We start from the raw sequence: 13485 nt of genomic DNA on the forward strand, positions 1-13485 counted from the left end.
TTCTGCTTTCTTATTTTTTTTGAATACTAAGAATTATAAGCGTCTTCCAGATCCTGAATAACAATTTTCTGCATTCCCATCATCGCCTGAAATACTTTTTGCCCTTTTACCGGATCTGATCCGTTCATCAATTCAAGCAGTCTTTTGGGAACAATCTGCCAACTGAAGCCAAATTTATCTTTCAGCCAGCCACACATACTTTCCCTTCCTCCGTCAATCGTTAAGGCATTCCAGTAATGATCGGTTTGTTCCTGATCATCAGTCATTACAACCATTGAAATTCCTTCATTGAAATCGAACTGATGATCGTAAGAATTGTCCATGCAGAAGAAACTATAGCCATCAATTTCAAAATGGGCATGCTGAATATTTTCAGCAGGTTCGGGAGTCGGATGTCCTTCACTTCCATCGCCGTATCTTAAAATACTTCCGATTTTAGAATTCGGGAAAACTTTAGTGTACAATTCCATCGCTTCCATTGCTTTACCATTATTTTCATGGATAAACATCAAAGTAGGAATAATCTTTTGGTCGCTTTGTTTTTCGCCTAAAAATATTTGCCAGGTTACGTCATATTTATCTTTCAGCCATCCATATTTTTTGCTCCAGGAATAAGAATCCAAAGGTATTAAAGCCGTTCCGCCTTCCAATAACTGATCCCAGTATCGTTGTACCTCATCTTCCGTTTCGCAAATGACCATAAAAGAAACCGAAGCATTTTTCCTGAAATGCGGACCCCCGTTCAGAAGCATCATTTTCTGACCAAAAAGTTCGATGTTCATTACCATCGGAGTATCTGTGGTAATTTTTCCGTCAAATATTTTGCAGTAAAAGTCTGCCGATTCTTTCGCGTCTCCATCGTACCAGAGACATGGGAAAATATTTTTGTTCATAATTTTAAATTTATTTTTTTTGTCTTAAACACGAGTAGCTGCAAATATTTTTCACGAATAATCACGAATGGTTCGACAGAAACTGCATTGTTGATGAAGCATTTAACCAAATTTATAGTGAAAATTTATGCTGATATTGGTGCAGTTTGTGTCCAATATCAATTTTTAAAGGAAACATGGTTTTCTTTCATATAAGCTTTGAGTTTCTGCATCGCATTTTTTCCGAAACCGTGAAGCTGCATAATTTCTTTTTCAGAATAATCTGAAAGTTTTTCCAGAGAATCGATTTTTTCTTTCGCCAAAGCTCTTCTCGCAGGTGCAGAAAGAATTCCCTGTAAAAAAGTTCCGCTTACAACATGACTCACCGCGCAAATGGAACTTAAACATTTTGCCATTATTACTAAATTGATCATGATTCTGAAAATTAAAATCGTTCTTAATTGTTTTCTACGTACTTATGAAAATTGTTCAGAATAGCGTACCACCCTTCTCGCTGCATTTCGACAGGATTCTGTGTTTCCGGATTGAAAATAATCTGTACGCTGGTTGTATTTTCATCCATCTTATCAAAAGTTACTTCTGCTTTTCTTCCGTCTTCCATATGATACCTGATCTTCTCATACGGAATCACTTCATCATAAGTTCCCACAAAATCGAATCCGAAACTTTTATCTTTGGCTTCCATTCTGTTTTTAAATTGTCCGCCAACCCTTAAGTCGTTTTCAGAGCTCGGGCATTCCCAGGATTCGTGGGCAAAATTCCATTTTGTAATATGTTCCGGTCCGTTGTAATAATCCCAGACTTTCTGAACGGGAGCCAGAATGGTAATATCAATGTGAATAGGTTCCATCATATTATTTTTAAGTGTATAAAAGGCAACTGATTCTAAGTTGCCCTTTCAATATAATTCAGTTTAAAGATAAGTCTATTTTACGTATTCCTCGTTATAATTGATCATCCAATGAACACCATATTTGTCCTGAAAGCTTCCGAAATAGTCTCCCCAAAATTGGTCTTCAATCGGCATTTCTATATTTCCGCCTTCAGAAAGCCCTTTAAAAAGTCTGTCGGCTTCTTCTCTGGAATCTGGAAAAACAGAAACGTAATTGTTATTTCCCACATTCAGTTGTTGTCCAAAACTTGGGACGATGTCTGAAGCCATGAGCAAATCTCCGCCTACAGGAAGTGCAATGTGCATTACTCTGTTTTTTTCTTCTTCCGATAAATGTTCAGTTCCGGGAGCATTGCCCATTCTGTAAATTTCACCAACGAATTCTCCGCCGAAAACGGATTTGTAAAAATTGAAAGCTTCTTCTGCTTTCCCATCAAAATTTAAGTAAGGATTTAATTTAGCCATGATTTTTTTATTTTTTTTAGTTAAACACTAATAGCACTAATTTTTTCACTAATACCACGAATAATATTTGTGGAATTTGTGTATTAATATTTTAAACACAAATAGCTCTAATATTTTTCACAAATAACACGAATGTTATTTGTAGAGCTTGTGGATATATTTGTTTAATGATGTTTTTAAACACAAATTGCTCTAATATTTTTCACGAATAACACGAATACTATTTGTGGAATTTGTGTAGAGCGTTTGTGTGATTAGTATTTTTATCAAACGTATAATTGTCATTCTGACGAAGGAAGAATCTATTTTATCATTTTTTTAATATTAGATCATTCAAGAGAATTTCTGTTAAAAATGACAAAGAATATCCGCACAAATTTTATTTCACAAAAATTGATGTAAGAATTAATTGTATTGACTTAAATTTTAGTCTTTAGGCATTTGGGATGGATCTGCAAACATTACATTCCAGCCATGTCCGTTGATATCCCAAAAGGAATTGTGATACATCCATCCGTAATCCTGCGGTTCTTCATGCTGTGTTGCACCATTCGCCACAGCGGTATTTACCATCTGATCTACCTGTTCACGGGTATCTAAACTGATTGCGACCAAAACCTGCGTTGTATCTCCTTTCGGAACCGGTCTTTCTGAAAAAGTCTGGAAAAACTCTTCCGTTAAAAACATCACATAGGTATTTTCGTTCATAACAACACAAACGGATTTATCGTTTGACATTTCATCATTAGTTGGGAAGCCTAATTTTGTCCAGAATTCTTTGGTTTTCTGTACATCCTTCACCGGAAGATTCACGTAAATCTGATTGATTTTCATTTTGTTGTTTTTTCTGTTAAAATTATACTCAAAGTTATCAAGTTAAAATAAAAATCAACTTGCCATAAGACAAGATTTAAATTTTCTTCGGATGGGAAACCAGCTCTTTACGGATTCTGCTTAAGGAAGTATCTGTAATTCCCAGAAATGAGGCAATCTGCTTTAAGGGAGCAAACTGTACTACATGCGGCTTCTGCTCTAAAAGATTGAGATAACGTCTGGTTGCGGAAAGGGTAAATATCTCTACGGAACGCTGTTTCCCGATGAAAAGCTGCTGAGACATCCAGGCTCTTCCCCATTCTCTGAGATTCGGGATTTTATGAAACAGTTCCTGAAAAGTTTCAAAATCAAACTTCCAGCATTCGCAGTCTGTAATGCAGACAATATTTTCCTGAGTGGGAATTCTCTGAAACAGTGAAGAAACTTCAATGATGATTTCATTTTCGACAAAAAAATTAATCGTTACATCATTTCCGTCAAAATCGTTGACAAATGAGCGGGCAAGACCTTTCTCCAGAATATAATATTCGTTGGCGGTTTTTCCTTCTTTCAGTATAAAATCTCCTTTATGAAAAGAAACTTTTTCATGTGCCTGAAATATTTCCTCAAGCTCATCATCCAGAAAAAAAGGAAAATCGTAGCAGATTTTTAAGGCTTTATTGCTCATCAAGTGAATGTTTTTCAAAGCTTTAAAAATAAAATTTTTATTGGAAATGATGAAGTAAATCTCTAAGAAAATAACATTTTGTGAGATGATCTACTAATCAAACGCTGAATTTCACCGTTTCCATTTACCCCAAATAAAAACGTAAGGATTACTAGAAGATTTTAAAACAACGAAAGCTGAATAGGTTTTGGATTCGAAGGTTTCTTAGCATCTCCGAAAACGGTTTTACCTCCAAAACGCCAGGAATTCTGTCTTTCTTCTTCAATTACTTCCTGAATATCAAAATCGGGAGTAAAATCCTTTTCAGTAGATTCAATAATCTGGTGAAGCTTATTTAACGTTTTTAATTTATCTGAATTTCCCAGTTTGGATTTTTCGATTCCTGATTTTAAAATCTGCAAACTTTCATCATACACTTTGGTAGGAACCGGAAACGGATGACCATCTTTTCCGCCATGAGCAAATGAAAATCTCGCAGGATCTTTGAATCTTGACGGTGCACCGTGAATAACTTCGCTTACCAAAGCCAAAGACTGCATGGTTCGCGGACCGACACCTTCGAACATGAGTAAATCTTCGAAATTTTGCGGCTGTTGCTCTCGCGTTACGTATAAAAGAGCTCCAAGCCGTTTCAAATCTACATCAGAAGCCTGAACATCGTGATGATTAGGAAGAATTAGCCTTGAAAAATCGCTCATGATTTCTGCGGAATCGGTGTGGGAAATTTCCAGAATTCCTTTTCTGTTCCCGGAAGCTTCTGCATCTGTAAGGTTTAAAATGGTTCCTCTTGAAATTCCATTGATTCCGGTGTGTGGTTCTTCCACAAAGGATTTAATATTTTCTGAATGCCAATGATAGCGTCTTGCTGTTCCGTCCGATTCGTGCATTCCCTGCTGAACAACGCTCCAGTTTCCGTTATCCGACAGAATAAAATTATGCAGATAAAGTTGATATCCATCCTGAATTGCGGTGTTATCTACTTTCGCCGAAAGTTTGCTGGCTTTTACGAGATCATTTCCGTTCAATCCTGTTTTATCAGCAATCTGAAGTAATTCTGAAGGTGTTTCGCGGGAAAATTTTCCCTTTCCGCCACAAATATACAACCCCAATGATTGGGAATTTGGGTTGATGGATCGTTTCAAAGCTCCCATCACGGAGGTTGTAATTCCTGAAGAATGCCAATCCATTCCCATCACCGCGCCAAAACTCTGAAACCAGAAAGGATCTGCCAGTCGGCGGAGAACTTCGTCTTTTCCATTCTCCATGAGAATTACCTCAACAATAGAAAGCCCGAGAATCGACATCCGTTCATACAACCATGGCGGTACTTTGCCATAGTGAAGGGGTAAATCTGCGGTTCCGGAACGTTTCATTGTGTAAAGGTAAGCGGAAAGTTTTTAATTTTTAATGATTGTGATCAGTAATTTTATGGAAAACAGGAAAGAAAAAAGTCCTGCAGACTGTGCAGGACTCCGATTTTTTATGGATCGGTTTTTATTTCAATGCAGCTAATGCAGCCTGATAATCAGGTTCATCTGCAATTTCTGATACTTGCTCTGTGTAAACCACTTTATTGTTTTCATCCGCTACAATGACAGCACGGCTTAAAAGTCCTTTCATAGGCGAATCTGTAATGGTTACTTCGTAATCGTCTCCAAAACTGCTTCTGAAATCCGAAAGGGTTTCTACATTGTTCAGACCTTCCGCAGCACAGAATCTTCCCAAAGCAAAAGGCAAATCTTTAGATACGTTGATCACAACAGTATTATCTAAAGCTGAAGCTTCTTCATTGAATTTTCTTGCGGATGATGCGCAAGTCGGAGTATCAATACTCGGGAAAATGTTGAACACTTTTTTCTTTCCTTCAAAAGTTTCCAGAGTTTTCACATTCAGTCCTGCATCTAAAAGAGCAAAATCTTTGATTGTACTTCCTACTGACGGAAGGTTTCCTATTGTGTTTACCGGGTTTCCTTTTAATGTAATACTTGACATAATTTATTTTTTTGTTTTTCAAATTTAGCTAAAAAAGAAAACTTTTCCCATCAAATAATGGTTAAAAAATAATTAAACCGGAAATAAAATAACATAAGTCTGAAAAACCTTTTTGTAATGGAAAATTTATTTATATTCGCAGTCCTTAAAATTATTGACCATGAGAAAAAAAATTACTCTATTCTTATTCGGAGTTCCTTTTTTTGGTTTTGCCCAGTCTGTGATCGGGAATATGAACTCGGGAGCGGTTTCTGCGGATAACTTTACGCATTCGGTGGGAGAAATTTATGTGATTCCTACGGAGCCCGACAAAGCGAATTCTGGAACAATGGGAATGTTTTACCAGTCTGTTTTACAGGTTTTGGGTGTTTCAGAACTTGAAAAAGACCATGTGAAAATCTATCCCAATCCTACTGCTGATTTCATTTACGTTAAACTGAATTCAAAATCAAAAATTGAAGGTGCAGAAATTTATGATCTTTCCGGAAAGCTTGTGTTTAAAACCAAGTTAGATTCTGAGCAACTGGATCTGAGATCTCTTCAGCAGGGAGTTTATATGATTGTTTTCAAAAACTCCGATATCAAACCTATTAAAATTATTAAAAAACCTTAAAAAAACTATTTGAACATGAAAAAGCTTTACGCAACTATAGGATTATTTTTAGCAAGTTTAGTAAGCGCACAGGTTCCGCAGGCTTTCAGCTATCAGACGATTGCTTTCAATGCGGCAGGAGCTCCGATTGCTAACGGAAACGTTTCTTTGAGAATTAGCATTCTGGATAATGCAGCCAACGGAACGGTTTTATATACAGAAACACAAAACAAAACGACCAACGCTAAAGGTCTGGTAAACCTGAACATCGGACAGGGAACGGCTACTACAGGAAACTTCGGAGCGATCAACTGGGGAACCAACGCCAAATTTGTAAAGGTGGAAATGGATCCTGCAGGAGGTTCTAATTATACGAATGTTGGGGTAAATCAGCTAATGAGCGTTCCTTATGCACAAGTGAGCAAGACAGTTGTAACGGGTGCAGGACAGGGAATTACGCTAACTTCTCCTAATGGAACAAGTTATACTTTAGGAGTGAATGATTCCGGGACTTTAAGTTTACCTACAAATTCCAGCTCTGCAGGAAATACAGTACCTTCCAATTTGTATATGTATGGATCATATAATTCGTTTAATCCATCAACTGCAGAACTTTTAAGAGGAAATGGACTTCCAAAAGTAGGATACAAATATCTGCAAGCTAACACCCAGATAAAATTTTTAGCTTCACCAGGAAACGGTGCTCAAACTTACGGTTCAAGTGCTATCGGTGCTATTGAAGCTAACGGAAGTAATTTTAATGTTACTTCTAATGGATTTTATCAGATTTATTTAGACCACGATACTGGTCCTGAAGTTATGGTTGGCTTTATCAACACAGTTCCTAAACTTAAGTTTACTTCAACAAACGGAAATCCGCCTACAACCAATGTAGCTTATAATACCTCAACGGGAAAGTTTACTATTAATGTATATGGTGTTACTACAGGCAATGGTTCATCGTTTTATGTACGTCTTGATGACGGACCAGAACCTGACGATTTGGGAGACAACCTAAATGATGGATCTTTTGATTTAAGTGGGGCTTCAATTAATTTTCCAAATGTTACCTCTACGCCGAAAAATTATAAGATTGAGTTTAATATTAATTTTAACGCAACAGGAACATACACAATCACACAAATATAAGCAAGAGATTTTTAGCAATATACTTAACAGAAGCTCCTTTTCTAAAGGGGCTTTTTCTATTAAAAATATGAAAAGTAAAAAACAAATCCTCCCGAAAATGAGAGGATTTATTATGAAAACTATGTCGTAGAAAATTTAAATAAATATAAACTTTTAAGCATGAGCTTTTCTGAATTTAATCATGCTTAAAATAACCAGTCCTAAAAGTCCCAGAATAAAATAGCCTTCCGCAACCTGAAGCTGAACCTGAGGTTTTATGAATGCTGCAATTCCGTAGCTTAATGCTGAAGTAATAATGAAGGCTACTCCACCCGTTAAACCTCCTGCAATTCCGGCAGAATTGGGAAACCTTCCGATACAGTATGAAAAATAATTGTTGAAAATAAATCCTGCGGTCACATGAATTAAAAAAGCAAAAGCAACCAGACTGTAAATATTATTGGAGAAATAGGAAGCTGCAAACATAACAGCAATCAGAAGCAACTGAATAAAATTGGCATTTCTTATTTTCGGTAAAAAAGCTTTGTTAATTAATGCTTTTCCTAAAAATCCGCCCGTCATCCATGCAAAACCCAGAATAAGAGAAACATATCCTGCCACAACTTCGGAATAGCCCATTTTATGCTCAATAATAAAGGAACCACAAAGATTAAAAAACATAATCATTGAGTAGCTCAAGCCGCACATAATCATTCCGTAGAAAAAATCTTTAGCTTTGAACATGGAATTATATTCTTTAATCAGAAATTCCAAATGAAATGGATTTCTTTTCTTCAGGGTTTCACCGGAAAAAATAAATTCCAGAATCAGCAGCAGTAAACTATATCCTGCCAAAACGTAGAAATTTGACTGCCATCCAAAGTTTTTCTGCAGATATCCTCCGATAAACGGAGCAACAATAGGTCCAACCGACCAGACAATCGTCATAATGCTGAGATAATGTTTCCGCTCTTCTCCTTCATAAACATCCACAAAAAAAGCTCTCTTGGCAACGACAGCAAACCCCGATAAAACTCCCTGCAAAACACGCATTGCATAGATCACAAAAATGTTCTGTGTTGTGGCAGTAATTAAAAAAGAAGCGACAAAAAGTGCCAGAGAAATCATGGAAACTTTATATCTTCCGAAAGAATCTACAATACTTCCGGCAAAAAACTGGGTAAGGCCGTAACTGATTAAAAATATGGATAAAGTAAGCTGAATATTGCTTTCCGTCTGATGCAGTTCCGTTGCCATACTCGGCATAGAAGGCAGATAAATATCCGTTGCCAATCCGGACATCGGAATAACGGCAAATGCTAAAACCGTAGCAATAAATTTGTTTTTTTCTTTAAGGATAACCATTGCTGATGTTAAAAATTATCAATTGACAATCCAGATTTCCGGAAAAAGATCCTGAAAATCTGAATTCATGCAATTTTAATTATTGACTAATTTCATTGATCCTTCGCTGTATCTTTCACCAACGTCAGGATATTTTTTTAAGATCGAATTTATTGTTTTCAGGTCGGATTCTGAAAGCTCAATTTTAGTTGCTTCAATATTTTCTTCGAGATACTGGATGCGTTTCGTTCCCGGAATCGGAATGATATCCTCTCCCTGATTCAGAACCCATGCTAAAGCAAGCTGAGTTCCTTTTACGCCTTTTGAAGCCGCAAAATCATTGATCTCCTGAGCTAAATTTCTGTTATTTTCAAGATATTTTTCCTGATAACGCGGTAAAGATTTTCTGAAATCTCCATCCGTAAAGCTCTGAGCTTCATTAATATTTGAAAAAAGTCCCCGTGCTAAAGGTGAATAGGGCACTAAAGTGATTCCCAGTTCACGGATTACAGGCAGAATTTCACGCTCCACATCTTTCGTAAGCAGGGAATATTCTGACTGCAGCGCGGTAATCGGATAAATTTCATTTGCTTTTCTGATTGATTCCGCAGAAGCTTCGGATAAACCTAAATATTTTACTTTTCCAGCCTTTACCAAATCTGCCATTGCTCCTACCGTTTCTTCCACAGGAATATTCGGATCCACTCTGTGCGCATAATACAAATCGATTTCATCAATTTTCAGGCGCTGAAGGCTTAAATCCACCGCCTTTTTAATCCATTCAGGTGAACCGTCGAAATACGTTCCCGAAGCACCGCTGTGACCGGCTTGTCCGTCTTTAAAACGGAATCCGAATTTGGTTGCGATAAAAATTTTGTCGCGGTTCGGAACCAAAACTTTTGAAATCAGTTTTTCATTTTCTCCGTTGGCGTACATATCGGCTGTATCCCAAAAGTTGATGCCAAGATCCAACGATTTATGAAGGGTTTTAATGCTTTCCTGCTCATCTGTAGGTCCGTAAGCAAAGCTCATTCCCATACATCCTAAACCGATAGCTGATAATTCTTTTCCGGTGTTTCCTAATTTTCTAAATTTCATGATAGCTTGTGATTTTAAAGTTACAGTACAAAATTATAACAGCCGCTGAATGATTTCAATATAGAATTCAAACGAAGAATTATAAAATTCAAACAAGCGCAGTTCTTACTGCATTGGGCGTCATTCCGGTTTGTTTTTTAAAATAATTAGTAAAATAGGCAGGTTCTTCAAAGCCTAATCCGTAGGCAATTTCAGAAACATTCCAGTCAGTATGTTTTAATAAGGCATGAGCTTCCTGAATAATTCTAGCCGCAATCTGCTGACTTGTCGTTTTTCCCGTAATTTCCTTTACGGAACGGTTTAATGAATTGACGTGAATGGAAAGACTTTCGGCATAATCTACCGGACTTTTAAGTTTTAAAAATCTTTCGGGACTGTCAATCGGAAATTGTCTTTCCAGTAATTCCATGAATAAGGAAGCGACTCTCTGCGAAGCATTCTGATAAGGTTCAAAATTTTCTGCAGGATGCATTTTCATCGTTTCATGAATCAGAAGATGAAGGTAAGCACGCAGCATATCATATTTATGAAGATAATCGGACTGAATTTCGTTCATCATTTTAATAAAGATATCGGCAACGGTTTTCTGCTGTTCTTCATTGATAAAGAAGACGGGAGTTCCGCCAATTTTGAAGAGCTGGGAATCCTGAAGATTTCCCAGACGGTTTCCGTCATGCACAAAATGATCTGTAAATAGGCAGAAGAAACCTTTCTGATCATTATCTTCTGCTTCCCAAGAATAAGGAATTACCGGATTCGAAAAAAGCAAAGCCGGCTGATCCACATAGATCCATTTATCAGCATAATGCAGCTTTCCTTTCCCGATGATTAATGAAATTTTATAATAATCTCTTCTGCTGTACGGCGTAATGAGTGAGCAGTTTTCGCGTGAAAAGACATTAAAATGTCCTACTCCGGGAGTTTTGATGCACTCCAGACCGACGCGTTGATAAAATCCTTTTACAGTTTCATTAGATTCCATGCTTCAAAATTATAAAATTCAAACATAAATCTGATCATGAAATAATCATTATAGATAAAATAAAAACGACTGATCTTTCGACCAGCCATTTAAGATTAAATATAATTGATTAATTGGTTTTAATGATGACCTTTTCCGTGTTTGTACCTGTAAGCTTTGGCTTTTTTATCCATGTGTTTATAGCGTTTGTCATTATTTTTATTTCTATTGTAAACTGCTACAGGATTTTGTCCTTTATAATATCTGTTTTTAAATTTAGCATATTTGTCCCTTCCTAAAATCCTTTCCAACTCTACATAACGGTCATTTCTCCATCAATCAGGATTATTATCATATACTCTGTTCCAGGAATCATAATCTTTGTAACGATTGTTCAGTGCATAAATCTGGTTTGCCTGTGTTGTTGAAAGCACCAGATCTGAAATTACGCTCTGCCAGTTCACATCTGAGATGCTTCTTCTGTAATCGCTATAATAATCTGTCTGTGCGTAGGATAAACCAAAGGTTCCTACCAACATCATTATTATGATTAACTTTTTTATCTTTCATTCAATTTAAATTCTACTGTACAGAAATTTTCAATTTGAATGCCAAAATATTTTTAATAATTTTTAAAGATCAACAAATCAAGTATAAATCATTAATTTCCTAATATTTATAATCTACTCATAAATTTTTCTTAACGGTTTTAAAAATTCTTAAAATTTTCGCAGATTTCAGTTTTAATTTGTAATTTTAAAAGGAGAAAAGTTCTCCAATCTTTTTCAATCACCGAAAAATCTCAATTGTATGGAAAATATAAAATTTGAAGTATCTCCGTATCAGGATGAATTGCAGATACTTATTGACGGAAAAAAGTCGGGCTATATGTCCATTGAGATCGACGGCAGACTTTTAATTGTCTACTACACCAAACTTGAAGAGGAGCATGAAGGAAAAGGCTACGCCAAAATGCTTCTGGACGAACTTGTTCGCTATGCCGAAGAAAAAGATCTTCTGGTAGATCCTGAATGTGATTTTGTAAGACAGCAGTTTGAAAATCATCCTGCCCGTTACAAAGACATTTGGCACGCGTAAATTAGTCTTTCCACCAGACTCTGAACTTATTATCTGAAGCATTCAGATCAACAGGTTCGCCGATCATGGGTGTTAAAATATTAAGATTTTTATCTTTTCCGAATTTCGTTACTTTTTCCAATGGTTCGTTCCAAGCGTGGAGTGCCAATGCGAATTTGGACGAATGCACCGGAATGATATTTTTCGCTTTTACCTCAATACTTGCCTGAATAACGTCTTCCGGCAACGCATGAATGTATTTCCATGCTTCATTATACTGTCCGTTCTCCATAAATGCATAATCGAAAGATCCGTATTTTTCACCGATCATTTTGAAATGGGTATCGTAGCCGCTGTCTCCGCCTAAAAACAGTTTCTTTGTTGGAGTTTCCAGAACATAGGAAGTCCAGAGTGTGACATTTCGTTTTACTTTTCTTCCTGAAAAATGTCTTGCAGGAGTATAAATTATTTTGATATTATTTTTTAAAACAACTTCACTTCCCCACTCGTCTTCGATGAGTTGTTCCGGTTGATATCCCCATCTTTCCAGATGTGCGCCAACTCCCAATGGTAAAATGACCTTTTTTACTTTATTTTTAATGGCTTTTACCGTAGGATAATCCAGATGGTCGTAATGATCGTGGGTAATCACCAGATAATCAAGCTCCGGAATATCTTCGGGCTTAAAAATATCAGCTCCGGAAAAGGCTTTGTTGAAAAACTTAAACGGCGAACCGTAAGAACTTAACACCGGATCAATAAGAAATGAAACGCCATCGGTTTGAATGTAATACGAAGAATGTCCCAACCACACAAAAATATCTTCATTTTTAGGAAGATTTTTTAAATCTGTATGAATGGATGGAATATTTTTCAGTGGCTTTAAAAGCGGATTTTTTTTAGCAAAAAAGAAATCGAATATTACTTTCGGCATGGAATATCCTTCTGCAAGAGAGGGTGTTTCACTGAGATTTTGAAACTGACCATCTCTGTAATGAGCGGAATGCTGCATTCTTTTTAACCTCTCTCCTTTTGCTTCCGCGCCAAAGACTTCCTGTCCTGTAATTACAAAATATAATAAAACCACTAAAATTGCGACGGCAATAATTGTATAAACCATTTCTTGAAATAATTGTCAAATGTATGACTTTATAAGCTATGACGATTTAAAACTGAAATTCCTTTATTTTTTATCTGAACAATTTTTAGTAATTGTTTATAACGTCAAATTAGCAAAGTTTTTTTTCGGAGTTTTTGTGAATGTTTTTTGTTCGCAATTGCGTTTCATTTATTAAACTTGTCTAAACTTTTTTACCGCAAAAGATGCAAACGATTGTAACACTTTAGTTTTTTAAGTTGAATACTTAAATGGAAAAAAGAGGAAGAATTCAATATCAATTATGAAGAAAATAAAAATACAGACAGGGTTTCGCCTGTCTGAACGGGATAAACAATAGTTTTCCCAAAAAATAGTTTACACAAATTTAAAAAATAATTTGCATATTAACATACCTTTTGAGGTTAAATTTAAAATGAATTTAA

The 13485-nt window shown here is 36.2% G+C and carries 17 protein-coding genes; 3 read left to right on the forward strand and 14 right to left on the reverse strand.

Annotated features, from left to right (window positions below; genetic code table 11):
* Positions 1 to 26: 26 nt before the first annotated feature.
* The 8 genes from B0E34_RS15110 to tpx form a co-directional block, all read right to left on the reverse strand.
* Positions 27 to 893, reverse strand: coding sequence for a VOC family protein (locus B0E34_RS15110; protein ID WP_087710777.1), 867 nt, complete (start codon positions 891 to 893; stop codon positions 27 to 29).
* 158 nt (positions 894 to 1051) lie between these two features.
* A complete protein-coding gene (locus B0E34_RS15115) occupies positions 1052 to 1306 on the reverse strand; it encodes a helix-hairpin-helix domain-containing protein (RefSeq protein ID WP_087710780.1) in 255 nt (84 codons plus the stop codon).
* 23 nt (positions 1307 to 1329) lie between these two features.
* Complete coding sequence (locus B0E34_RS15120; protein ID WP_087710782.1) at positions 1330 to 1743, reverse strand: SRPBCC family protein; 414 nt, start codon at positions 1741 to 1743, stop codon at positions 1330 to 1332.
* A gap of 75 nt (positions 1744 to 1818) precedes the next feature.
* Positions 1819 to 2250 (reverse strand): VOC family protein, encoded by a 432-nt coding sequence (locus B0E34_RS15125; RefSeq protein WP_076394588.1) that lies wholly within the window; start codon positions 2248 to 2250, stop codon positions 1819 to 1821.
* Between the two features lie 426 nt (positions 2251 to 2676).
* The gene (locus tag B0E34_RS15130; RefSeq protein WP_087710785.1) at positions 2677 to 3084 is read right to left on the reverse strand and encodes a VOC family protein; all 408 of its coding nucleotides are present in this window, start codon (positions 3082 to 3084) and stop codon (positions 2677 to 2679) included.
* Between the two features lie 76 nt (positions 3085 to 3160).
* Positions 3161 to 3751, reverse strand: a complete 591-nt coding sequence (locus tag B0E34_RS15135) for a Crp/Fnr family transcriptional regulator (protein ID WP_087710787.1) — start codon at positions 3749 to 3751, stop codon at positions 3161 to 3163.
* A 161-nt stretch (positions 3752 to 3912) separates the two neighbouring features.
* Complete coding sequence (locus B0E34_RS15140; protein ID WP_087710790.1) at positions 3913 to 5124, reverse strand: DUF763 domain-containing protein; 1212 nt, start codon at positions 5122 to 5124, stop codon at positions 3913 to 3915.
* 121 nt (positions 5125 to 5245) lie between these two features.
* Complete coding sequence (tpx, locus tag B0E34_RS15145) at positions 5246 to 5743, reverse strand: thiol peroxidase (protein WP_087710793.1); 498 nt, start codon at positions 5741 to 5743, stop codon at positions 5246 to 5248.
* Between the two features lie 160 nt (positions 5744 to 5903).
* Between tpx and B0E34_RS15150 the strand changes: the two genes are divergently transcribed.
* The gene (locus tag B0E34_RS15150; RefSeq protein ID WP_087710796.1) at positions 5904 to 6356 is read left to right on the forward strand and encodes a T9SS type A sorting domain-containing protein; all 453 of its coding nucleotides are present in this window, start codon (positions 5904 to 5906) and stop codon (positions 6354 to 6356) included.
* A 15-nt stretch (positions 6357 to 6371) separates the two neighbouring features.
* Positions 6372 to 7484 (forward strand): DUF8740 domain-containing protein, encoded by a 1113-nt coding sequence (locus B0E34_RS15155; protein WP_087710799.1) that lies wholly within the window; start codon positions 6372 to 6374, stop codon positions 7482 to 7484.
* A gap of 153 nt (positions 7485 to 7637) precedes the next feature.
* On the opposite strand, the gene B0E34_RS15160 is transcribed toward B0E34_RS15155, so the two are convergent.
* From B0E34_RS15160 to B0E34_RS21620, 5 genes are all read right to left on the reverse strand, one after another.
* Positions 7638 to 8828: an MFS transporter gene (locus B0E34_RS15160; RefSeq protein WP_087710802.1), complete on the reverse strand. Its 1191-nt coding sequence runs from the start codon at positions 8826 to 8828 to the stop codon at positions 7638 to 7640.
* 75 nt (positions 8829 to 8903) lie between these two features.
* The gene (locus tag B0E34_RS15165) at positions 8904 to 9905 is read right to left on the reverse strand and encodes an aldo/keto reductase (protein ID WP_087710805.1); all 1002 of its coding nucleotides are present in this window, start codon (positions 9903 to 9905) and stop codon (positions 8904 to 8906) included.
* Positions 9906 to 9993: 88 nt separating this feature from the next.
* Positions 9994 to 10887, reverse strand: a complete 894-nt coding sequence (locus tag B0E34_RS15170; RefSeq protein ID WP_087710808.1) for a helix-turn-helix domain-containing protein — start codon at positions 10885 to 10887, stop codon at positions 9994 to 9996.
* 119 nt (positions 10888 to 11006) lie between these two features.
* Positions 11007 to 11177 (reverse strand): hypothetical protein, encoded by a 171-nt coding sequence (locus B0E34_RS21615; protein WP_228423093.1) that lies wholly within the window; start codon positions 11175 to 11177, stop codon positions 11007 to 11009.
* 24 nt (positions 11178 to 11201) lie between these two features.
* Positions 11202 to 11408 carry a hypothetical protein gene (locus tag B0E34_RS21620; protein ID WP_194304365.1) on the reverse strand — a complete coding sequence of 69 codons (207 nt, stop codon included), beginning with the start codon at positions 11406 to 11408 and terminating at the stop codon, positions 11202 to 11204.
* 268 nt (positions 11409 to 11676) lie between these two features.
* Between B0E34_RS21620 and B0E34_RS15180 the strand changes: the two genes are divergently transcribed.
* A complete protein-coding gene (locus B0E34_RS15180; protein WP_087710810.1) occupies positions 11677 to 11964 on the forward strand; it encodes a GNAT family N-acetyltransferase in 288 nt (95 codons plus the stop codon).
* A 1-nt stretch (position 11965) separates the two neighbouring features.
* Here B0E34_RS15180 and B0E34_RS15185 read toward each other — a convergent pair whose 3' ends face one another.
* Positions 11966 to 13063, reverse strand: coding sequence for an MBL fold metallo-hydrolase (locus B0E34_RS15185; protein ID WP_087710812.1), 1098 nt, complete (start codon positions 13061 to 13063; stop codon positions 11966 to 11968).
* Positions 13064 to 13485 lie beyond the last annotated feature (422 nt).

Origin of the sequence: Chryseobacterium mucoviscidosis (assembly GCF_002177115.1) — a bacterium.
Taxonomy (GTDB): Bacteria; Bacteroidota; Bacteroidia; order Flavobacteriales; family Weeksellaceae; genus Chryseobacterium; species Chryseobacterium mucoviscidosis.